This window comes from Idiomarina seosinensis, from assembly GCF_003987275.1.
GTDB classification, from domain to species: domain Bacteria; phylum Pseudomonadota; class Gammaproteobacteria; order Enterobacterales; family Alteromonadaceae; genus Idiomarina; species Idiomarina seosinensis.
The window spans coordinates 173,702-194,428 of the sequence record NZ_PIQF01000003.1 but is presented as its reverse complement, the minus strand read 5'-3'; the positions used below and the strand labels follow the sequence as shown (position 1 = coordinate 194,428).

General features: G+C 48.2%; 20 protein-coding genes and 1 other RNA gene. 5 read left to right on the top strand and 16 right to left on the bottom strand.

Annotated features, from left to right (window positions below):
- The gene (locus CWI81_RS10040; protein ID WP_126785186.1) at nt 1–567 is read right to left on the bottom strand and encodes a UPF0149 family protein; all 567 of its coding nucleotides are present in this window, start codon (nt 565–567) and stop codon (nt 1–3) included.
- A 134-nt stretch (nt 568–701) separates the two neighbouring features.
- On the opposite strand from CWI81_RS10040, the gene zapA reads away from it, so the two are divergent.
- Both zapA and ssrS read left to right on the top strand, forming a co-directional pair.
- Entirely contained in the window at nt 702–1,019 is a 318-nt protein-coding gene (gene zapA / locus CWI81_RS10035) for a cell division protein ZapA (RefSeq protein ID WP_126785185.1), read from the top strand.
- An 18-nt stretch (nt 1,020–1,037) separates the two neighbouring features.
- A non-coding RNA gene (gene ssrS, locus CWI81_RS10030) (6S RNA) lies at nt 1,038–1,222 on the top strand.
- Between the two features lie 24 nt (nt 1,223–1,246).
- Here the strand turns inward: ssrS and CWI81_RS10025 are convergent.
- Complete coding sequence (locus CWI81_RS10025) at nt 1,247–2,815, bottom strand: amidohydrolase family protein (protein ID WP_126785184.1); 1,569 nt, start codon at nt 2,813–2,815, stop codon at nt 1,247–1,249.
- Nucleotides 2,816–2,862: 47 nt separating this feature from the next.
- Between CWI81_RS10025 and CWI81_RS10020 the strand changes: the two genes are divergently transcribed.
- The 3 genes from CWI81_RS10020 to serA all read left to right on the top strand — a co-directional run bounded on the left by CWI81_RS10020 (nt 2,863) and on the right by serA (nt 5,457).
- Nucleotides 2,863–3,453 (top strand): 5-formyltetrahydrofolate cyclo-ligase, encoded by a 591-nt coding sequence (locus CWI81_RS10020; protein ID WP_126785183.1) that lies wholly within the window; start codon nt 2,863–2,865, stop codon nt 3,451–3,453.
- An 81-nt stretch (nt 3,454–3,534) separates the two neighbouring features.
- Nucleotides 3,535–4,200 (top strand): ribose-5-phosphate isomerase RpiA, encoded by a 666-nt coding sequence (gene rpiA, locus CWI81_RS10015; RefSeq protein ID WP_126785182.1) that lies wholly within the window; start codon nt 3,535–3,537, stop codon nt 4,198–4,200.
- 21 nt (nt 4,201–4,221) lie between these two features.
- Nucleotides 4,222–5,457: a phosphoglycerate dehydrogenase gene (serA, locus tag CWI81_RS10010; RefSeq protein ID WP_126785181.1), complete on the top strand. Its 1,236-nt coding sequence runs from the start codon at nt 4,222–4,224 to the stop codon at nt 5,455–5,457.
- A gap of 12 nt (nt 5,458–5,469) precedes the next feature.
- Here serA and phoU read toward each other — a convergent pair whose 3' ends face one another.
- From phoU to CWI81_RS09940, 14 genes are all read right to left on the bottom strand, one after another.
- Nucleotides 5,470–6,189: a phosphate signaling complex protein PhoU gene (phoU, locus tag CWI81_RS10005; RefSeq protein ID WP_126785180.1), complete on the bottom strand. Its 720-nt coding sequence runs from the start codon at nt 6,187–6,189 to the stop codon at nt 5,470–5,472.
- Between the two features lie 10 nt (nt 6,190–6,199).
- Nucleotides 6,200–7,018: a phosphate ABC transporter ATP-binding protein PstB gene (pstB, locus tag CWI81_RS10000; RefSeq protein ID WP_126785179.1), complete on the bottom strand. Its 819-nt coding sequence runs from the start codon at nt 7,016–7,018 to the stop codon at nt 6,200–6,202.
- A 33-nt stretch (nt 7,019–7,051) separates the two neighbouring features.
- Complete coding sequence (pstA, locus tag CWI81_RS09995) at nt 7,052–8,713, bottom strand: phosphate ABC transporter permease PstA (protein WP_126785178.1); 1,662 nt, start codon at nt 8,711–8,713, stop codon at nt 7,052–7,054.
- 20 nt (nt 8,714–8,733) lie between these two features.
- Nucleotides 8,734–11,001 carry an ABC transporter permease subunit gene (locus tag CWI81_RS09990; protein WP_126785177.1) on the bottom strand — a complete coding sequence of 756 codons (2,268 nt, stop codon included), beginning with the start codon at nt 10,999–11,001 and terminating at the stop codon, nt 8,734–8,736.
- Between the two features lie 154 nt (nt 11,002–11,155).
- On the bottom strand, nt 11,156–12,145 hold the full coding sequence (locus tag CWI81_RS09985; RefSeq protein WP_126785176.1) for a PstS family phosphate ABC transporter substrate-binding protein: 990 nt from the start codon (nt 12,143–12,145) through the stop codon (nt 11,156–11,158).
- A gap of 104 nt (nt 12,146–12,249) precedes the next feature.
- The gene (gene phoR / locus CWI81_RS09980; RefSeq protein ID WP_126785175.1) at nt 12,250–13,548 is read right to left on the bottom strand and encodes a phosphate regulon sensor histidine kinase PhoR; all 1,299 of its coding nucleotides are present in this window, start codon (nt 13,546–13,548) and stop codon (nt 12,250–12,252) included.
- Nucleotides 13,549–13,585: 37 nt separating this feature from the next.
- Entirely contained in the window at nt 13,586–14,272 is a 687-nt protein-coding gene (gene phoB, locus CWI81_RS09975; RefSeq protein ID WP_126785174.1) for a phosphate regulon transcriptional regulator PhoB, read from the bottom strand.
- A gap of 87 nt (nt 14,273–14,359) precedes the next feature.
- Complete coding sequence (locus CWI81_RS09970; protein WP_126785173.1) at nt 14,360–15,283, bottom strand: AEC family transporter; 924 nt, start codon at nt 15,281–15,283, stop codon at nt 14,360–14,362.
- 96 nt (nt 15,284–15,379) lie between these two features.
- Nucleotides 15,380–16,363 carry a porin gene (locus tag CWI81_RS09965; protein WP_126785172.1) on the bottom strand — a complete coding sequence of 328 codons (984 nt, stop codon included), beginning with the start codon at nt 16,361–16,363 and terminating at the stop codon, nt 15,380–15,382.
- 161 nt (nt 16,364–16,524) lie between these two features.
- The gene (locus CWI81_RS09960) at nt 16,525–17,790 is read right to left on the bottom strand and encodes a CDC27 family protein (RefSeq protein ID WP_198678672.1); all 1,266 of its coding nucleotides are present in this window, start codon (nt 17,788–17,790) and stop codon (nt 16,525–16,527) included.
- Between the two features lie 12 nt (nt 17,791–17,802).
- Nucleotides 17,803–18,405, bottom strand: a complete 603-nt coding sequence (locus tag CWI81_RS09955; RefSeq protein ID WP_126785171.1) for an energy transducer TonB — start codon at nt 18,403–18,405, stop codon at nt 17,803–17,805.
- 1 nt (nt 18,406) lies between these two features.
- Nucleotides 18,407–18,814, bottom strand: coding sequence for an ExbD/TolR family protein (locus CWI81_RS09950; protein WP_126785170.1), 408 nt, complete (start codon nt 18,812–18,814; stop codon nt 18,407–18,409).
- A 1-nt stretch (nt 18,815) separates the two neighbouring features.
- Nucleotides 18,816–19,346 (bottom strand): MotA/TolQ/ExbB proton channel family protein, encoded by a 531-nt coding sequence (locus CWI81_RS09945; RefSeq protein ID WP_126785169.1) that lies wholly within the window; start codon nt 19,344–19,346, stop codon nt 18,816–18,818.
- Nucleotides 19,347–19,348: 2 nt separating this feature from the next.
- The gene (locus CWI81_RS09940) at nt 19,349–20,725 is read right to left on the bottom strand and encodes a MotA/TolQ/ExbB proton channel family protein (RefSeq protein WP_126785168.1); all 1,377 of its coding nucleotides are present in this window, start codon (nt 20,723–20,725) and stop codon (nt 19,349–19,351) included.
- Between the last annotated feature and the right edge of the window lie 2 nt (nt 20,726–20,727).

Sequence of the window (20,727 nt, the reverse complement as noted above, 5' to 3'; positions counted from 1 at the left end):
TTAATGAAGTGTTTTATTATTTTCCGATGAAGAGGCCTCGTGGCGACCCAGTTCAGTAAAGCACATCATCGCCGAAATACGCAGATACTCAGCCACTTCAAAGTACGCTCGCTCAGCATCGTCGCCTTCTTCAACGTCAAATTCCAGCTTCGAGATCTCGACCATATCATCCAGTGCTTCGCGCAAATCGCCCGAGGTGTTGCCAACATTGGCCTGGTTGACACCAAATCCGACTAAAAACGCCTGCACCCATCCGGCCAGAGCCTGTACCCGATCCGCTAATGGCGCATTGTCTTCTGGGAGTAACAATTGATAACCCATATCGCGGTCACTCAACGACGCCTGCACTTCTTCGGCTTGTTGCTGCAACAAATGCTTTAGCTCAGCAGGCAATGGGTTACCATCGTAAGCCAAATCAGTCATCAGGGTCATCAGTTCTTCGCTATCGGCCGCGGTGCCTGAAGCAATTAGCCCGGTCAGCATGCCTTGCACTTCGGCAGCTGAGGGCGTCATATCATATTGTCCGAGCATCTCTGCGAGTCGATCGTAATTAAATCGTGTTGGCATTGTAAAAGTCCTTGAAAATTCTTGTTTACATCCTAACACTGGCCTTTGTAATTCGCTAGCTGACAAGCAGCGGCCGCTCGTGCCATAATAACGTCAGTTAGCTAACAGTGATTCATTAGCAGGGAGTCCGCCACATGGCTGGTCGTACAATGGATATAACATTACTGGACAGAAACTATCGGGTAAATTGTCCGGTAGGCCAGGAAGGTGCATTACAGCACGCGGCAGACAAGCTAGATGAACGGTTGCGTGATACCAAAGAGCGCACGAAATTAACCAATGTCGAGCAGATTGCGGTTATGACAGCGCTAAACCTTTGCCACGAGTGGATTCAGGACCAAAACGATCAGGCGGCTCGCACCGCTAAGTTAGAAGAAAAGATCCAATTACTGCAAGCGACCATAGAACAAGCAATGAGTGAGCAGCGTTCACAACGTGGTTCACAACGATAACCAACAGTACCTTTTTGAGGTTTCCTGGGGCGTACGAAAGTAGGCGAATGTCCCTGAGCCGATGCTTTTAGAAAAGGGGACCACTGGCCCGTCATGAGCAAGCCCGGCATGTACCGGGAAGCCTACGACGGATCCCACTTGCTCCCCGCCTTGGACCAATGGGTTCAAGGGCCAACGCCGTAAACGGCGCCTCCGGGAAACCACCCTATTTATTGGTTATCAAAGCATCACTGACGTGATGCTTTTTCTTCAACAACGATATTTTTGACGTCCTGCAGCAGTTGCTGCGAGTCATACACAATGCCGTCTTTAATCGTGTATTTAACACCGTCGGTGCGCATCGGCTGATTGTTATCATCCAATTTGAAATGGCCCGTACCGTAAAGCACTTTAAAGTTAGCCAGCGGGTTTTCTTTAACAATAACCATGTCGGCTTTTTTACCCAGCGCAATACTGCCAATTTCGTCATCCAGGCCCAGTGCTTCAGCCCCTGCCAACGTGGCTGCATGAATTACTTCCAACGCGTTCAGTCCCGCTTCACGCAGCAACTCCATTTCGCGAATATAGCCGAACCCATAAATTTTATAGATATAGCCGGCATCCGAACCTAGCGTAATACGTCCGCCATTAGCGTGATAGTCTTTCAGGAAGCGCATCCAGGTCTGGTAATTTTTCTTCCATGCAATCTCGTTGTCGGTGGTCCAGTCAAACCAATAGGAGCCATGAGCGTAGCGGCTTGGTTCAAAGAACTCCCACAACCGTGGCAAGGTATATTCGTCATGCCAGATAGCCTGCCGCTCGCGCATTAAGTCACGAGACGCCTCGTAGATAGTCAGTGTCGGGTTAATGGTAAAATCAAGTTGGATCAATTCGTCACGAACCGCGTTCCACTTGTCAGAACCTGGCTCTGCCGCTTGCTTCCATAGGCGCCCGGCTTCCTCAAAACGATGTTGTTCGTTGTTGTAATTGTAATTCGCCGGATAATCCTGAATTCGCTTATCTTCAAACAATGCTTCGGGTAACCCGTACCAATGTTCCATCGAGGTTAGTCCGAGCCGCGCTGAGTCAAGCGCGTTCATCGACATCACATTCAGTTGCGCATGGTGCATCATAGTGCCCAAGCCTTGCTTATTAGCCTCGTCCAGTGCCGCTTCCATGACCTTGCGCGAAGCCCCGAAAAACTTAATTCCCTCGGCGCCTTGCTGCTTGATATAGCGGACCCACTCACGCGCTTGCTCGGCTCCATAAATGGGTTCTTCCCAGCCTTGGCCAAAGCCAACATAGGGAACTATTCTTGGTGCAGCGATAGCATTCTCACTGGCTTGTTGCTGATGCCATTGCACCCAGTCGAAACCATTAAAACTGCCCGGCTCGCGAATTGTCGTAATGCCATGGCCCAGCCACAGTTTCATTACGTATTCGGCCGGAATACCTTCAGCAGAGCCGCCAATATGAGCGTGCATGTCAACAAAGCCCGGCAGGATATAATGTCCAGACACATCCATCTCTTTGTCGTTATCCCCGGCTTTAGGTCGCCGGGATTCAATAATCGGAACGCCGGGATTACCAACGCTAACTATCTGCGTAATTCGATCGTCTTCGATAACAATATCCACCGGACCTTGTGGCGGCGCACCCTCACCGGTAATCATTGTTCCACCGCGTAAGATAAGCCGTTCGTAGGGTCCGTCGCCCTGAGTCCGCTCTGGAGCTTTGGGGGGAGTTTGCAGCGCCATAGCCTGGGCAGTGAAAACAAACACGGCCAAACTGACAAACATCGTTTTTAATGTTTTCATCAGGTATCCTTAGTTATTATTCTTTATCATTATTTTATTGCCCAAGCATGACCCGAGACGAGCTTAGACGCAAGTTACTGCAGACCAGAACACAACTTTCTGAGGCTAACCGCTTAGCAGGGGCGAAAGCGGTAGCTGAGCGTGTTGGCAATTACATTGCAGCTCGCCAACCAAACGACAAAGTGGCTGCCGTTTTTAAGAGCTTCCGCGGCGAGCTAAATACACAACCGACGATTACGGAATTATGGCAGCAAGGCGTGCAGACGGTACTGCCGGTATTGCATCCATTCTCGCCAGGCCATCTGTTATTTTTACGCTACGATGCGAATACGCCGATGGTAAAAAATCGCTACGGCATTTCCGAACCCGCGCTCAGTTGCCAACAGTTAGTGCCGTTAGCGCAGATCGACTGGTTGTTTATGCCGCTGGTTGGTTTTGATAACCATGGTAACCGACTGGGCATGGGCGGTGGCTACTATGACCGGACCCTGGTGCAATGGCGCAAAGGTCTGCTACCAAAACTGCGACCAATTGGACTGGCTTTCGATCAGCAGTACTTAGAGCAAATTCCGGTAGAGCCCTGGGATGTGCCTATCCAACAGGTCATTACACCCAGCAGACACTGGAATTTTTGTTAATTATCTTCGCTAAATGAGCGATGCAAGTTAGCGCTAAAAACCCTATACTGAGGGACCAAATTCATTTTTCGGGAAGCTCTCATGTCAAACAGTGATGTAATGAAGAAAGCAGCGGCGGAAGCGGCGTTAGAATATGTTGAAGATGGCACCATTGTCGGTGTTGGTACCGGCTCAACCGTTAACTATTTTATTGACGCACTAGCTGCTAAAAGAGATGACATCGAAGGAGCTGTTTCCAGTTCTGAAGCGTCTACCGAGCGGTTAAAGCAACATGGCATCCCGGTTTTTGATTTAAACGGCGCCGGGCCCATCCCGGTATACATTGACGGCGCCGACGAAATTAACGAGTTTGGACAAATGATCAAAGGCGGCGGTGCTGCACTGACTCGCGAAAAAATCATCGCTGCAGTCGCCGAGAAGTACGTTTGCATTGCTGACCACAGTAAACTGGTTGGCGTGCTTGGTAGCTTCCCATTACCGGTCGAAGTGATTCCCATGGCGCGTTCCTACGTCGCCCGCGAAATTGTTAAGCTCGGTGGAGATCCCGTGTGGCGACAGGGAGTGACCACGGATAACGGTAATTGGATATTAGATGTGCATAATCTTGAGATTATGAAGCCAATGGAGCTTGAACAAAGCTTAAATAATATCGTCGGTGTTGTAACCAATGGTCTATTTGCCCGACGCGGTGCCAATATTGCTTTATTAGGCGCCAATGATGGCGTACAAAAACACCAGTTTGATTAAAATAACAAAAGAAAAGTTGCCATGAGACCAGTTAAGCGATCGCTGTCAAAAGATAAAATAAAGGTTTTGTTACTGGAAGGCGTTCACCAAAGCGCCATCAAGTTATTTGAGCGTCAAGGCTATACCAACCTTGAAATTCTGCCTAGCTCGCTGTCCGACGACGAACTTGTTGAGAAAGTAAAAGATGTTCACATTATTGGCATCCGTTCACGCTCACAACTAACCGATAAAATATTTGCCGCTGCCGACAAACTTATTGCGGTTGGTTGTTTCTGTATTGGCACCAATCAAGTGGATCTGGCCGCCGCCAAAAAGCATGGCGTGGTGGTGTTCAACGCGCCTTTCTCGAATACGCGTAGCGTGGCAGAGCTGGTACTGGCAGAAGTTATCATGTTACTGCGCGGCATCCCGGCTAAAAACGCATCGGCCCACCGTGGCGGCTGGTTAAAGTCGGCTAAAAATTCTTTTGAAGCGCGCGGCAAAGTATTGGGCATCGTCGGTTACGGCCACATCGGTAGCCAACTGAGTGTGCTTGCCGAGCAACTTGGGATGCAGGTGCGCTACTACGATGTTGAAGACAAGCTGCCGATGGGCAATGCGCAACCGGCCCATACTCTTGATGACCTGTTAGCTGAGTCCGATATTGTCACCTTGCATGTGCCTGAAACCGAACAGACACGTTGGATGATGGGGTCACGTCAGTTTAGCCGGATGAAACCACACAGTTTATTTATTAACGCCTCACGCGGCACAGTGGTCGATATCGACGCCTTGGCGTCGGCGTTAAAATCCGGTCACCTGGCCGGTGCCGCAATTGATGTCTTCCCGGAGGAACCAAAGGGCAATAATGAGGAGTTCATCTCGCCATTACGCGGTATCGACAATTGTCTGCTAACACCGCATGTCGGTGGTTCTACCATGGAAGCTCAGGAAAATATCGGGGTGGAAGTGGCCGGAAAACTGGTACGTTACTCCGATAATGGTTCCACCTTATCAGCCGTAAACTTTCCCGAGGTCAGTTTACCAGCACATGATACTGCCCGCCGCTTGCTGCACATTCATAAAAACCAACCGGGTATGCTGAATGCGATTAACAGTATTTTAAGTGAGTATCAGATCAACGTAGCCGGCCAGTATCTGCAGACCGATTCTGCGGTCGGTTATGTGGTGATGGATATTGATACCGATAACGGTACCGAAATTTTACAGCGGATGAGAAAAATACCGGGCACGATCCGCGCCCGGCAATTATTTTAACTCAATACTGAGTTAATCTTTACGCCCTAAAACCGTGCGTTCCATGCTCTCTGGCGAGACATGACGCACGTCTTTACCTTTCACGAAAAAGATAATGTATTCCGCGATGTTTTGACAACGGTCGCCCATACGCTCTAATGAGCGCGCCGACCACAATACATCCATGATCTTCGGAATCGAGCGGGAATCTTCCATCATATAAGTCATTAGCTGACGGGTCAGAGCTTCGTACTGACGATCCGCCTGTTCATCCTGCTGATGCACTTCGTACGCCGCTTCCAGATCCATCCGCGCGAACGCATCCAGTACCTTACGCAACATACTTAAAATGTGCTGTCCCAGGTTTTCCAGGCTCACTAACAGTTGTTGCTGATCCTTGTTAAAGCTTTCTTTAGCAACCTTAGCAATACGCTCAGCCTCGTCACCAATTCGTTCTAAATCGGCAATGGTTTTAATAATTGCAATAACAAGCCGCAAGTCACTGGCGGCCGGTTGCCGCTTAGCGATAATGTGCACACATTCTTCGTCAATTTGCACTTCCAGCTTGTTGATTTTATGGTCACTGCTTAGCACCTTATCGGCTAAATCAACATCGCCTTTTTGAATCGCTTCCAGCGCATCACTAATTTGTTGTTCAACCAGACCGCCCATACTCAGTACGCGGTTACGGACAGCTTCCAGCTCTTCGTTAAATTTGCCGGAGATGTGTTTGCCCATATTTAACTTATCCATCACTGTCTCCTTAACCGTAACGGCCAGTAATATAATCTTCTGTCTGCTTTTCAGACGGGGTAGTAAACAGCGTATCGGTATCGGCGTATTCGATCAATTTACCCATGTATAAGAACGCTGTTTGATCGGAAACCCGCGCTGCTTGCTGCATGTTGTGCGTAACAATAACGACGGTAAATTTTTTCTTAAGGTCGGTAATCAATTCTTCAATAGTTAACGTCGAAATTGGGTCCAACGCCGAGGTTGGCTCATCCAGTAGCAGGATCTCCGGCTCAATGGCGATAGAGCGCGCGATAACCAGACGCTGCTGCTGACCACCGGACAAGCTAAAGGCACTCGCGTTTAAGCGATCTTTCACTTCGTCCCAAAGTGCGGCGCCACGCAGCGACGTTTCTACCGCTTCGTCCAATACCCGGCGGTCTTTGACACCTTGCAGTCGCAAGCCGTAAACCACGTTTTCATAAATTGATTTAGGAAACGGGTTAGGACGCTGAAACACCATGCCAATGCGCCGCCGCAGGGCAGCAACATCAACGTCTTTATCGTAAATGTTCTTACCGTGCAGTTCGATATCGCCTTGTACCTTACAGATCTCAACCAGGTCGTTCATGCGGTTGATGCAACGTAATAGGGTCGATTTACCACACCCTGAAGGACCGATAAATGCAGTAACACGGTTCTTAGGCACGTGCATTGAAACATCGTAAAGCGCTTGATCCTCGCCGTAGAACAGGTCGAGATTCTTAATGCTTAACGCCGTTTGCTCTGGGCTTAAGTTTTCCAGATCCAGTTTATCTGTTGTACTTTTAGTCGGGTTTACCGAAATCATAATTTAAAACCTTCTCGACAATTCAAACAATGCTTATTGCTCAAGCGAACGATATTTTTCACGTAAATGGTTACGCACTCCAATCGCCGTGAGATTAAGACCCACGATGACGGTAATCAACAAGAACGAAGTAGCGTAAACCAGCGGTCGTGCCGCCTCTACGTTGGGGCTCTGAAAACCTACATCATAGATGTGGAAACCAAGGTGCATAAACTTGCGATCCAAGTGGAAGTACGGGAAGTTACCATCTACCGGTAACATCGGCGCCGCCTTCACCACACCAACCAGCATCAACGGCGCTACCTCACCTGCAGCACGAGCGACGGCCAAAATTAAACCGGTCATAATAGCGGGTGATGCCATTGGGATTATAATCCGCCAGATGGTTTCCCATTTGGTGGCACCTAACGACAACGAACCTTCACGTAGGCTGCTGGGAATACGGCTAAGACCTTCCTCAGTCGAGACAATCACCACTGGCAATGTCAGTATAGCCAGAGTCACCGCAGACCAAAGTACGCCCGGTGTACCAAAGGTCGGGTTCGGTAATGCTTCTGGATAAAATATCTGGTCGAGACTGCCGCCGACCATATAAACAAAGAAGCCTAAGCCAAACACCCCGTAAACAATAGACGGTACCCCGGCCAAGTTAATTACAGCAATGCGAATTAACTTAGTAACTGAATTTTTGCCCGCGTACTCATGCAGATACACCGCCGCAATAACGCCGAACGGAGTGACAATTACAGACATCAGCAGCACCATAAACACCGTACCAAAGATGGCCGGGAAAACACCGCCTTCAGTATTTGCTTCACGCGGGTCCTCGCTAACGAACTTGCCAATTTGTTGGAAGAAGTGTCCGGTTTTAGCAAAAAAGCCCATGTCGTTCGGAAAATTCACATCCAATACCCGATACATTGGCACTGTCACTTCTTCGCCCCGGAAGTCTCTCACTAATAGCGAGTTCTTCTTGGCCTTTTCACGTAATTCGAATAACTGTTCCTCGTATACCTGATACTCGGCCTGCAATTGCTCGCGTTGACGCTGGAGATCAGCGACCGCTTCGTCAGTTAGTGCATTTTCCAGCTCTAACCGACGGCGCTCCAGATTCAACTGACTCAATTGGTAGTTTATCGCGCTGATTTCACCTTCTTGTAAATCCATCGCCTGATCATTTAGCTCTACCGCACGCTCTACCCGGTCAAACATCACCTGACGAAAGTTATCGTCGGTGTGCCTGGCGATGACCTCACCTTTTTCGGTAATAGCCATGATTTTACCGTAAAAGTTACCGTCTTTTGTCCGCTCAATGACTGCCATATCTGCTGGAGTTTTGTCTTCAACAATCAGTGACTCCAGTACCCAGGTAAAATCCAACGGAACATACTCGCGGTTACCAATCTTCATCAGATAACGAGTGACCATTTCTGACTCAATATTACCCAATTTAATCGTCTCTGCGTTTAAACGGGTGGTCGGGACTGATTCAGAATCGTACACTTCACCAATAAGTTCTGCGGTTTCGCCATTGACTTGTTGCACGGTCATTTGGTGAATCGCCGACGGCCAAAAGAACGATAAGCCACGCCAACCAATCATGAGCACCAGCCCAATGACCGCGATAAGGCTTACACTAACCGAGCCGGCGGTTAACCAAATCCAGGGTTTTCCGGTGTTGAACCACTTTTTCATCGTTAAACCTCGAGTCCGGATTACATTGAGCTGTATTTGTCACGCAAGCGTTGGCGGACAAATTCAGCAATAGTGTTAAAGAAGAAAGTGAAAATAAACAATACAAATGCTGCCAGGAACAGGATCCGATAGTGCGAACTACCCACCTCTGACTCCGGCATTTCCACCGCGATATTAGCTGACAAGGTGCGCATACCTTCAAAAATGTTCCAATCCATGATTGGCGTGTTACCGGTCGCCATTAGCACGATCATAGTTTCGCCCACAGCTCGGCCAAGGCCCATCATGACCGCCGAGAAAATTCCCGGACTGGCGGTTAATAACACGACCTTAGTCAAGGTTTGCCACGGCGTTGCGCCTAAGGCCAGCGAGCCATTTGATAAATGCTTGGGCACGCTAAATACCGCGTCTTCTGCAATTGAGAAAATCGTTGGAATAACGGCAAAGCCCATTGCGATCCCGACGACTAAAGAGTTGCGCTGGTCAAAGGTGACTCCCAACTCATTGGTCAGATAACGACGCGCATCACCGTCGAACAGGATTTGCTCTACCCAAGGGCTTAACTCAAACGACAACCAGCCCATAAACAGAACCACAGGAATCAGCAATAGTGAGGCTCTGCCGTCGCTCACTTTATTGCGAATTCGAGTAGGCAATGTGCTCCACAGAGCAGCCGTTACGATAACCGCCAGAGGTACTAAGATAATCACCGAGATAAAGCCGGGTAAATAAGCCTCTGCTAATGGCGCCAACCATAGGCCGGCAAGGAAGCCAAGAATAACCGTTGGCAGCGCCTCCATAATCTCCACCGTCGGCTTAACAAACTTGCGCACTGATGGCGACATAAAGTACGCCGTGTAGACGGCAGCCGCTAACCCAATCGGAACTGCAAACAACATGGCATACGCTGCTGCTTTGATGGTCCCGAATGAAATTGGCACCAGACTAAACTTTGACTCAAAATCATCCGAACCACCGGTCGACTGCCAGGTATAGTCAGGCTCAGGATAGCCTTCGTACCAAACTTCCTGCCAGATCGCACTCCAGCTGACCTCTGGGTGTTCATTGTCAACATCATAGATGCCATAACCCTGGTCTGTTTTCATCAACAGATAGTTGGCACGAGGGTCGACCATCACCGCTTCAATGGTAGCTTCACTCGGTTTCCCGCGATAAAGATCAGCCTCGGCGGTGGTGTGGAAGATGTTCATGTCGCCGTTTTCTGACAAGGTATAGAAGGTTCGGCGATAGTATTCGACTTCGATATTAGTCACCGGAGAGCCGGCTTCAAAGCTGCGAATGTACTGGTACTGACGTCCCTCGTCACCTGGCACTTCGAACCACTGCGACACTTTACCCGTGTCATGTGTTAACAAAATTGACGATGCACCTGCTAACAGATACATACCAGTGGCATTGCCGAGCTCACGTGACCGTGCTGGCATGAGCTCGCGCTCGCTGACTTCGCCGTTAATGGAAACATCAAACACATGCACCCGATTGCCACGGCGTGCCAATACCTGTCGCAAGTCCGGTGTTACCACAATATCGTCAATAGCGCTGTTTAAAGGGATTTCCGTATACTTAGGGGTTAACGAAACCTCACCGGTCATAAAGTTTTCTTCAGCAACATAATGAGTCACTAACAGCTTATTCTGCTCTACCACCGCGGCGAATAGCATGCCGTCACCGTCAGTTTCGTAGGCCAAACGCTGCAATGGTCGTTGCTGCTCATCAACGGTTAACGGCTCGCCCTGGTTTTTATACTCAACACGCGGTGTGATCACTCGCTCAACCCGATCGGTCTTAGCGGTTGCTGCGGTTTCGGGAAAGCTCACTAGAAATTTAGGCTGTACCACAACCGCACTACCGTCGCTGAAGCCATAAACGTACTGCGAATTAACCGGTAACGAGCTGCCAAAACTAGTGATTTCAGCACCTGTTTTTATGGTTTCAGTCAACAGAATATCGCCAGCTTTTCGTTCATCTTTATCAATCAACGAGAAAAACTGCAGTTCTCCATCGCTTAAAAAGCGATAACCAATTTCCGCTTGTTCTTCCATTCCCACAGCCTCGACGTTGCTTTGTTCAGGCAACTCAAAGCTGTTCACCTTTTTTAAGTCGACCGACTCAAAAATAGGCTGAACCACATACAGTAGGTAGAAAAAGATCAAAAGCAGTGCAACCAGTACCATAATGCCACCGGCAGTAACTCCGTAGCGTGCGGCATGGTCTTTAACGAGTCGCATCCGGTTAGCAGATAACTGCTCGGCAGATTGTGATGCCATTGTGACCTCAAACTTTAATAATGAAACTGAAGCTAATTGTAGTGAACTTTTATGACAGTATTGTTACAAGGCTGTCATTTTTGTTTCACCAAACTGTAAAAATACAAAAACCGGCGACTCATGAGAGCGCGCCGGTTAATCATAGCCAGGTCAATTAGTGGCTTAAGCCTAATTTTTCCAGCTCTGCATCTACTACTGCCTTTGGCAAGCCAATGTAGCCGTCTTTGTTAACGATATCCTGACCTTGCTTGGACAAAATCATCTTTAAAAATTCAGCTTCGGCATTACCTAGTGGCTTATTCGGGTGCTTATTCACATAAACGTATAAGAAGCGAGCGAGCGGATACTTGCCGGCTAAGGCATTTTCGCGGGTTGCTTCGATATAATCATCGCCTGTACCTCTGGCAAGAGGTACTGTTTTAACACCGGAAGTAACATAGCCGATACCTGAATAACCAATCGCGTTAAGCGAGGTTGAAACAGACTGAACCACCGAAGCAGAACCGGGTTGCTCATTGACGTTAGAGCGGAAATCACCGCCGCACAATGCCGCATCTTTAAAATAACCGTAGGTACCTGATACCGAGTTACGTCCATACAGCTGTAAGTCGCGATTATCCCAAGAACCGGTCAGGCCTAAATCACCCCAGCGGTTAACTTGCTTGTCGGCACCACACTTGCGAGTTGACGAGAATACCGCGTCAACTTCAGCAATAGACATACCTTCGATTGGATTATCTTTATGCACGAACACCGCTAGCGCATCTATTGCTACACGAACCGCGGTAGGCTTATAGCCATGACGCTTTTCAAACGATTCAATTTCTTTTGATTTCATTGCCCGGCTCATTGGCCCGAAGCTGGAGGTACCCTCGGTAAGAGCGGGTGGAGCCGTTGATGAACCAGCTGCCTGGATTTGCACATTGACGCTAGGGTACATGCGCTTAAACTCTTCGCTCCAGAAAGTCATCATGTTAGCCAATGTGTCGGAACCTACCGATGATAGATTGCCAGACAAGCCAGAGACTTTTTCATATTCGGGCAGGTCATCCGTGTTTGCTGCCACAGCACCACTAAATGCCAGTCCGCCAGCTATGGCGAAAGTTGATAATGATTTACTAACTATTTTTGCTGATTTGAACATGTCGTTCACCTCTTCGCTTTATTGATAGTTAACAGTTTAGGACGGCTATATGACACTTTGATGACAAATGTGACAGTTTTTTAAAATTTTTATGATTTGCGAGTTTAACTATCAACGACCAACCCCGCCGGCATCCGGAACCAAAAGCGCGAGCCTAATCCCGGCTTACTATTAACCTCGAGATGGCTGTTATGATGTTGCAATGCTTGTTTAACAATCGATAAGCCAAGTCCGGTGCCGCCACTATCGCTATTACGATCGGGATCGACCCGATAAAAACGCTCGGTCAGCCGGGGCAAATGGTCACTATCAATGCCTGGCCCGTCGTCCTCAACACTAAATTCAACCTCATTATTAACTTCACGCCAGGTTATCCGAATTTGTCCACCAGCGTTTGTATAACGAACCGCATTGGTGATTAAGTTTTGCATGGCACTGCGTAACTGATCACCTTTGCCATAGACCTTAATAGGTTCAACATCGACCGTTAAAGTGAGCTGTTTATCGGTAGCCAGCTTTTCACCTTCAAGCCGCAATTCTTCAATCAAGGCCGGAACATCAACCACCTGCTCAAACACATCGTGGCTTGGTGTTTCCATTCGCGACAACTGCAACAATTGATCAACCAGATTTTTCATTCGATCGCTTTGTTGCTGCATTTGATCAACCGCCCGCTGTGCCATTGCTGGGGGCACATTTTCAACATCGGTGAGCATTTCCAGATAACCTTGTAACACGGTTAAGGGGGTTTTTAACTCATGCGAGACATTGGCGACAAAATCGCGACGCATAGTATCCAGCTGTTTTCCTTGTGTAACATCACGTGCGACCAATAAGAACTGATCGTCACTGTAAGGCATCACTCGAATTTCGATATCGAGCGACTCACGCATCGGGGATGGAATGGTTAAAGCTTCACTGAAATCGCCATTGTTTAAATACGCGAAAAATTCCGGATAACGAATTAGGTTGGAGAGCCGCATACCGGCATCTTCCGGCCAGCGCAGACCAAAATAAAATTGGGCGAGCTTGTTGCTCCAAAGTAACGAGCCGTCGCTTCTAAACACGATAGCGGCATCAGGCAATGCTTCTGACGCTTCGCGGAAACGACGTAATAGTTTTGCCAGCGAGCGACGACGGCTTTGGCTACGACGTTGGTTACGATAAATACCGTCGTAAATATAGCCCCAGGAGCCAGGAGCCGTTGGCGGGAGCAGGTTGCGGCTTTTCCACAACCAACGTGTTAGTCTTTGCTGATAATAATAATGCCATACTATTAGCCCGGTCAGGGCAATGGTAAGCACTGGCCACAAGTAACCAATTAACCACCCAACAATAATGAAAGGTAATAAATACAGCACCAACCCACGCAATGCTAACAAGTTAGAATAGTCACGATCCATGGGTCGCTACGTCTCCTCTATGCTACGGTCAATGTGGTTAACGCATAGAAAAACGATAACCAACTCCTCGCACAGTCTGAATTAAACGGTCGAAACCGTACTCTGTTAGCGCTTTGCGCAAGCGTCTTATGTGAACATCGACGGTCCGATCTTCCACATAAACATTAGTGCCCCAAACATGATCCAGCAACTGCTCACGACTATAGACCCGCTCTGGGTGAGTCATAAAAAAATGCAGTAATTTAAATTCCGTTGGCCCCATATCAACGCTATTGTCATTAACTGATATTCGGTGCGATACAGGATCAAGTTTCAGCCCGTCAAAATCTAACGGTTCATCAAGCACTGTAGGTGCAACCCGACGAAACACCGCTCGCATACGAGCCATCAACTCTTTCGGTGAAAAAGGTTTAGTAATGTAATCATCGGCGCCAACTTCCAATCCTTTGATTTTATCTTCCTCTTCACCGCGAGCGGTCAGCATAATGATCGGAATATTACGGGTGAAGTCATCACTTTTAAGCTTTTTCGCCAGCTGAATACCGGATCCGCCTGGCAACATCCAGTCCAGTAACACCATATCCGGGTAAGGCTCGGCAATTCGACTCACCGCGCTGTCAAAGTCCTTGGCTTCTACCGCCTGGTAGCCATGTTGCTCCATCACGAAACTGAGCATTTCGCGAATCGGTGCTTCATCTTCAACAATAAGAATTCTGCGTGACATTTAGGGATTCCTGCTATGTTTGAATACCCTGATTATTACCAATTAATATGACACTTTTATTAAATTCCGTCACTTTTATGACAAAACTTAGTTGAGCCACTGCAACAGCTGGTAAAACAACGGCAATGTGATAAAAGCAGCAAGAATTCCATAACCGACCATAGCCGCTGATAAGCTCGGCGCCAGCCCCGCCATAATAGCCACAGCACCGGCGGTAATCATGGGAGGCATCGCACTTTCGAACACCGTTACCTGCACCAACTGTGAGTCGAAACCGAAGCTCCATAATAAGCTAATGGTAAGCAACGGCATAATTAACAGTTTGGTCGTTAAACCAACAAATAAAGGCGTTTTACTACCTTTCGGTAATCGAAATTTTAGTTGGAAACCGACCGCTACCATAATAACCGGCACTAAAGTTACAGCCAGCGATTCAACCAATACTGAAAACACTTTGGGGTAGCTGAGGTCTTTTACCAGCAAGGCAATAACCAATGCAATGAACGGCGGAAACGCAAAGATTTTCTTAATAATACCGAACAAGCTTGGGCGCGCGGACTCATCCCCGCTTGGTTCTTTAAACAATGCAATAATAATCGTTGAATAGATGGCCAACCCAAAAAATGACCCGAATTGATCGTAAAGCAAGCCGTAGACTATGGCATCACTGCCATAGAACGCCTCTATCATCGGGAAGCCGAAAAACGAAGTGTTACCGAGCGGCACGCACACCAGCAAGGCGCCGATAACCGTTCGACTCCAGTTTAATAAGCGACCGATTGCGTAAATAAATAGCGCACTACACAACAGCAACACCCAGGGGATGATAACCGGAATGAGTAACTCTGATGAAAACTCGAGCGACGGGACTTTAGTAAAGATAACGCCGGGTAAGGCGGCGTAAATAACGTAAAGGTTTAAAACTTGCGCGGTATTATCAGGAAACTTGCCGGCGCGCTTAATAATTAAACCTATCAACAAATAGATGGCCAGAACAACTAGGTTGGTCATTGCCTGGATACTCCTACAACCAGAAGGCTCGAAATAGTTGTAGTGTAGCCCCTAACGCTGTCAGGGGCTACCGTAAGCAACGGTACTAACGGTTGGTTACCAGGAAAAGTCGTGGCGAATACCAATCGCTAAGTAATCTTGCTCTACGCCCGGTGACGCGCCGCAGCCACGACTTTCATAGAAAGCGATATCGCACTGGCGGCCGGTATACCAAGTGTACACGCGAGTGTTGCCATTAAAGAAGTAGTCTGCTCCGACGGAAATTGACGAATCGCGGTCCTCGCCATCATCGATAGCTTGGTACTGTGCTTTAAAAACCCAGTCTTTATAAGGGTGCGCGGCACTTATTAAGTAACCATCGGAATCATATAAGCCGTCGGTCCGCTGGAACTGTTGCAAAGCCGCGCCAATACGGGTATTGCCTAACTTTGTAGCAGCAGAAAACTGTTCGATATCATAGTTGGCAACATCACGATCAATCGCCAGCGCAGCATAGAACTTGGTTTTCTTTAGCTTAGCGTCGCCGTATAGCACGCCGAAGGAGACACCGTCATCCTCACTTTCATCACCAGACGCAATATAAGTTAAACCCACACTAAAGTTATTAAACGAAGGTGAGTAATACGTCACTGTGTTATCGGGACGGTTCTCGCCACGAAACAGGCTTTTTAGATCCGCTTCGTAGTCGGTAAACTCATCAATTTTACCTTGCGAATCTTTTAGGAACGTATCGTAACGGCCAAGCATGATCTCGCCAAAAGAGCCGCGTAAACCAACCACTTGGTTACGATTACCAATAGCGTCGTCGCCCTCATCGAAGTCCGCCAGATCGATACCAAATTCGATCTGATAAAACACTTCAAGATCGTCGTTAAGCGAGTTGAAGCCCTTTAAACCAAAGCGCGACGAGTTACTAACTAAATCAGTATATGATCCATCGCCCTCGTCATTGCTTTGAAACGACACGTTGGCACGACCGTAAACGGTTAGTGCCGTATTTTCGTCTTTGTCTGACCCCTGAGCCTGCACCGGAAGCGAACTCAGCAAGACTAAAGAAGCTAACCCAAGTAGTTGTTTCATAAAACGTTCCTAAACAATTAACACAGTGTTTAACGCTGAAATCTGACAGCGATTATAAAACAATTAAGGAATCTTTTCAGATTCATTAATGACCTGTGTCTATTGTATGTCTGTTTTATGACAACTTTGTGACAGTGTGACAGAAAAGTGAATTTTTTATGTCAGTTGAGTTTATTCTCAGCAAGTTGTCGCTTATAAGCCAGTTGCGACTTCGCATAGCGGGACCACTGTTGGGCCGCGGCTCTGCTCCCGGAAAACTCAGCAGCCGTGTTAAACTCATTCAGAGCTTGATCAAACTGCTGCAAATTGACATACACCATGCCTTTTACCAGATACATATTACCTGGATTTTTTAACTCTCCGGCTGCCAGCGAATCGTCCGCAAGCTGCAGTGCTTGCTCGTTTTTGTCGTTGTTAATTGCCAGCTGCGCAGCTTGTGCCAGCATCTCGCCACTGTCGCCCAAGTCTGCTGCTTGTTGATAGGCTGTAATCGCCTTTTGGTATTCTTTGGCCTGCATTAGGCTCTGTGCATAAAACTTACGATTACTTAAGTTATCAGCCAATATATTTTTGCTAAGGCCCTGCTCAATGACCTTCGCGGCTTTAAATGGCAGTTCGTTCAGATAGTAAACCTGCGCTAAATTACGCCATTGCTCAGCGGTTTTTATAAAGCCCTGCTGATGCGCCGCTTCTAGTACCGCAAGTTGCTTTTTAGTTTGCTCCAGCTGACCATAGACACCAGCGAGTTGAAGCCAATACTCGGGCTTACTGTAATTGACCACCAACTGCTCCAGCATTGCCGCTACGCCAGCGGTCTGGTTAAGTTCGTAATAAATTGCCCGCGCTAACACCAGCCAATTTTCTTTCGGTACGTCATTATTGTTGGTCGTGGACTCTATAGCCTTATCAATAGCCGCCAGCGCCTGCTGATAATCCTCATTTTGATAAAGTGCCTGGGCTTGCAATACCCAAGACTTAGGCAGTTCTTTATCACTGGCCATCGCCTGCCACTGATCAACGTAGTCGAGCGCTTGCTGGTACTGACCATCGCTCAATGCCAGTTGAGCAAGGCTGAATAGCGTATTCTTTTTCAAGGACTCTGGTATCGGCTGCTGCTCTACAACTTTGCCGAAATAATTGATGGCTCTTGCCGTTTCTCCCTGATCGTAATACATAAAGCCAAAGTAATTCCAAAGCATCGCTCGTTCATAGCTGTTCATACTGTCAGCGCGCGCTGCTATTTCTTTTAAAACTTTAATGCCCGCGGCGTTGCCTTGCTCATCCGCGGCTGTCTGAGCCCGTGCCAACTGGCTGTATACTTTCTCTCGCAAAGCAGGAACGCGCTCTGTCTGTTGCGCCAACACAGGTTGCGCCAGCGACCACGCGACAACGCCAGTTAACGCCATTGCTTTTAGTAAAGTCTTCATGGGCGTACCTCTTTAATTCATCTCAAATGTCATGCGATTACGAACACCTTCAACTGCTACTGGCTCGCCATCAATAACGCGGGGCTTGTATTTAAACTTAAGCACAGCATCCAACGCCGCCTGTTCAAATACGCCCTCGGGCTCTGCTTGCACTACCACTGGATCGCGCACCGAACCCTGAGGTGTTACCGTAAATTCAACCAGCACAAAACCCTCTATTCCCCTCTGCATAGCACGTCTTGGATAGGTCGCCTGTACTTTAACAATCGGTAAGTATTCACCATCTGAGGATTGCAACGAGGCGCCGTTGCCAATATCTGCTGCAGTATCGACATTGGCCGAGAAGTCATAGTTGCTGCTGCCCTCGTTATCGACCTGCGAATCCATCTGTGGCTGCGGTAAATCTTCTGGTGGTTGCTCCGGTTCAGGTGGGCGCTCAGGCTTACGCTCTTTTTCCTGTACCTGCTCCTGCTCGGGCGTGCGAACAAAATCCAGAACGCTGCCTCGAACCGGCTCTGACATCGCGCCTTCGCCACTACTGATCAATGACTGCATCAGATAAAACAGTCCAATAGTGACGACGGCGGCGGCTAAAATGGCTGCTAGATATCGCATATCACTGCTCGTCGGTAGCTACTGAGACGTCAAACACACCGGCCGAACGGGCGGCATCCATGACCTCAATCAACGTTTTAGTATTGGCTTGCTCATCGGCTTGAATGACCACTGAACCTTGCGGGTTTTCGGCATACAAACGTTCAATGTTTGCCTGTACCGCACGGATATCAATTTGACGTTTATTAATCCAGACTTCATTGCCCTCACTGATAGCAACAAGGATATTAGCCCGGTCTTTTTGCACGGCCGTCGCGGCATCGGGACGGTTAACATCAATACCAGACTCTTTAACGAACGACGCCGTAACAATAAAGAAGATCAACATGATAAAAACGACGTCCAACATTGGCGTCATATCAATCTGGCTTTCTTCTTCTTCCACTAAATTGGCAAAATGCTGTTTCATTTTAATGACGCTCCAATAAGATTCGATCTTCTAATTTCATTTTTTCGCGACGTGTAGTCCGCTGTAACCAGGTCGCTGCAAAAACTCCGGAGAGAGCCCCGACCATGCCCGCCATGGTTGGAATCGTTGCCTTAGAAACGCCGGATGCCATTGAGCGGGCGCTGCCGGTGCCTGTTACTGCCATCACATCAAACACTTCGATCATGCCGGTTACCGTTCCCATAAGGCCTAGCAAGGGACACAGCGCTACTAGAGCTTTTATTACCGGTAAATTGCCGCCAAGACCCAGCGCTACTCGTGAAATCATTGCCTGGCGTATCTGTTCAGCACGCCAGGACGATTTGTCGCTGCGCTGCTGCCAGCGTTGCATGGTCTCTTTTACTCGCGCACGATGGCCTCGCAAAAAGTAGAAGATACGTTCCAGAATCATCAGCCACATGGTAAAAATCAAAATTCCGATAACCAGCAGGACTTGCCCGCCGGCTTCGATAAAATCACGTATTGCGTGACTAAACTCGATGAGAAATAACATGGTTATTCTCCTCGCTCAGAGCGCTCCGCAATAATGCCTGACGCTTGCTCCTGCAGGATGTGAATCATGTTCTTGCTGCGCGTGTGTAGCATAGCGAATAGCAACGTCATTGGAATGGCAACAACCAAGCCAAGCACAGTCGTGACCAAGGCTTGCGAGATACCACCGGCCATTAGTTTCGGGTCGCCGGTACCAAACAGCGTAATTGCCTGGAAGGTGTTAATCATACCGGTAACGGTACCGAGCAGACCCATTAGCGGTGCGACCACGGAAATAATTTTTATGAAGGTCAGATTACGAGTGATTTTAGGCACCTCTCGCAAAATTCCTTCGCTTAACTTAAGCTCAAGAGTTTCGGTGTCAGCCTGCGGGTATTTGTCTTTAATTAACATCACGCGGCCCAGCGGGTTGTCATTACTTGGCTGCGGTTTTTTCAACTGGCGCTTAACTTTGTTACCAATCAGCATCAGCGACACAAAGCGTTCTAAGGCAAATAACAGACCAATGACGCCCAAACCAAGAATGATGTAACCAACGATACCGCCCTGCTGAATACGCTCTTTCAAACTCGGAGCCTGCACCAATAGTCCCAGAATAGAGCCACCCGTTGGGTCCAGACCAAAGCTAACTGTGCCGCCCTCGACCTGTTGAATTTTCTCTGCCGAACTTAAGTAACGCCCGGCCGGCTGACGCACTAACTCTGCCGTGTTACCGGTACTGGGATTGTATTCCAGGTATTTACCATCGCTGACCAGATTAAATGTGCCTACGCGGACTACTTGTTGTTGCTGCTTATCGCCACCCGCTGCGGTAACTTGCGTCGTAAACTCGGCAATTTTTCCCGACTCCGTCATTTCTTGTTGCAGCGCGAACCAGACTTTTTCAATTTCATTAATTGAAGGCATCTTTGACGAACTGCCCATCTTTTCCGCTAGCTCAGCCAGTTCCTCTGCCCGAGCCGGGAACTGTGCAGAAATCACCGAATTCTGAAACTTGCCTGAAGTATCGCTTGTGACTTGCTGCAACACCCCGAATAATTCCTTTAGTGACCCCATGCTCTGAGTCAGGTTATCTTCCAGGTTACCGAGTTGAGTTTCATTATTTTCGAACTCTGTTTCCAACTCAGCGGCAAGTTGCTCCAGCCGATCGCGTTGATTAATCGCCTCGCGAAGAATTTGCTTTTGCTGCTGCTCTTGTTGACGAAAGCGTTGCTCTCGTTGCTTGTTATCCTCAGATTGAGAAAACTGTCCTTGTTGTAATTGTTGCAGTAGCTCGTCGAGATTAATCGGTTCCTGCGGCGCTGGAGCAGCCGCGGCAGAATTAAATAACGCCGTGACAGTAAAGGCGACGGCCAGTTGTTTCAGTGTACGAAAAAACATAA

Coding starts and splice junctions, on each gene's coding strand:
- phoB (WP_126785174.1), bottom strand. CDS start 14,272: ATGTCACGCAGAATTCTTATTGTTGAAGATGAAGCACCGATTCGCGAA.
- CWI81_RS09970 (WP_126785173.1), bottom strand. CDS start 15,283: ATGACCAACCTAGTTGTTCTGGCCATCTATTTGTTGATAGGTTTAATT.
- phoU (WP_126785180.1), bottom strand. CDS start 6,189: ATGGATAAGTTAAATATGGGCAAACACATCTCCGGCAAATTTAACGAA.
- CWI81_RS09990 (WP_126785177.1), bottom strand. CDS start 11,001: ATGGCATCACAATCTGCCGAGCAGTTATCTGCTAACCGGATGCGACTC.
- CWI81_RS10020 (WP_126785183.1), top strand. CDS start 2,863: ATGACCCGAGACGAGCTTAGACGCAAGTTACTGCAGACCAGAACACAA.
- serA (WP_126785181.1), top strand. CDS start 4,222: ATGAGACCAGTTAAGCGATCGCTGTCAAAAGATAAAATAAAGGTTTTG.
- CWI81_RS09985 (WP_126785176.1), bottom strand. CDS start 12,145: ATGTTCAAATCAGCAAAAATAGTTAGTAAATCATTATCAACTTTCGCC.
- CWI81_RS10025 (WP_126785184.1), bottom strand. CDS start 2,815: ATGAAAACATTAAAAACGATGTTTGTCAGTTTGGCCGTGTTTGTTTTC.
- pstA (WP_126785178.1), bottom strand. CDS start 8,713: ATGAAAAAGTGGTTCAACACCGGAAAACCCTGGATTTGGTTAACCGCC.
- CWI81_RS09960 (WP_198678672.1), bottom strand. CDS start 17,790: ATGAAGACTTTACTAAAAGCAATGGCGTTAACTGGCGTTGTCGCGTGG.
- rpiA (WP_126785182.1), top strand. CDS start 3,535: ATGTCAAACAGTGATGTAATGAAGAAAGCAGCGGCGGAAGCGGCGTTA.
- CWI81_RS10040 (WP_126785186.1), bottom strand. CDS start 567: ATGCCAACACGATTTAATTACGATCGACTCGCAGAGATGCTCGGACAA.
- CWI81_RS09950 (WP_126785170.1), bottom strand. CDS start 18,814: ATGAAACAGCATTTTGCCAATTTAGTGGAAGAAGAAGAAAGCCAGATT.
- CWI81_RS09940 (WP_126785168.1), bottom strand. CDS start 20,725: ATGTTTTTTCGTACACTGAAACAACTGGCCGTCGCCTTTACTGTCACG.
- zapA (WP_126785185.1), top strand. CDS start 702: ATGGCTGGTCGTACAATGGATATAACATTACTGGACAGAAACTATCGG.
- phoR (WP_126785175.1), bottom strand. CDS start 13,548: ATGGATCGTGACTATTCTAACTTGTTAGCATTGCGTGGGTTGGTGCTG.
- CWI81_RS09945 (WP_126785169.1), bottom strand. CDS start 19,346: ATGTTATTTCTCATCGAGTTTAGTCACGCAATACGTGATTTTATCGAA.
- pstB (WP_126785179.1), bottom strand. CDS start 7,018: ATGATTTCGGTAAACCCGACTAAAAGTACAACAGATAAACTGGATCTG.
- CWI81_RS09955 (WP_126785171.1), bottom strand. CDS start 18,405: ATGCGATATCTAGCAGCCATTTTAGCCGCCGCCGTCGTCACTATTGGA.
- CWI81_RS09965 (WP_126785172.1), bottom strand. CDS start 16,363: ATGAAACAACTACTTGGGTTAGCTTCTTTAGTCTTGCTGAGTTCGCTT.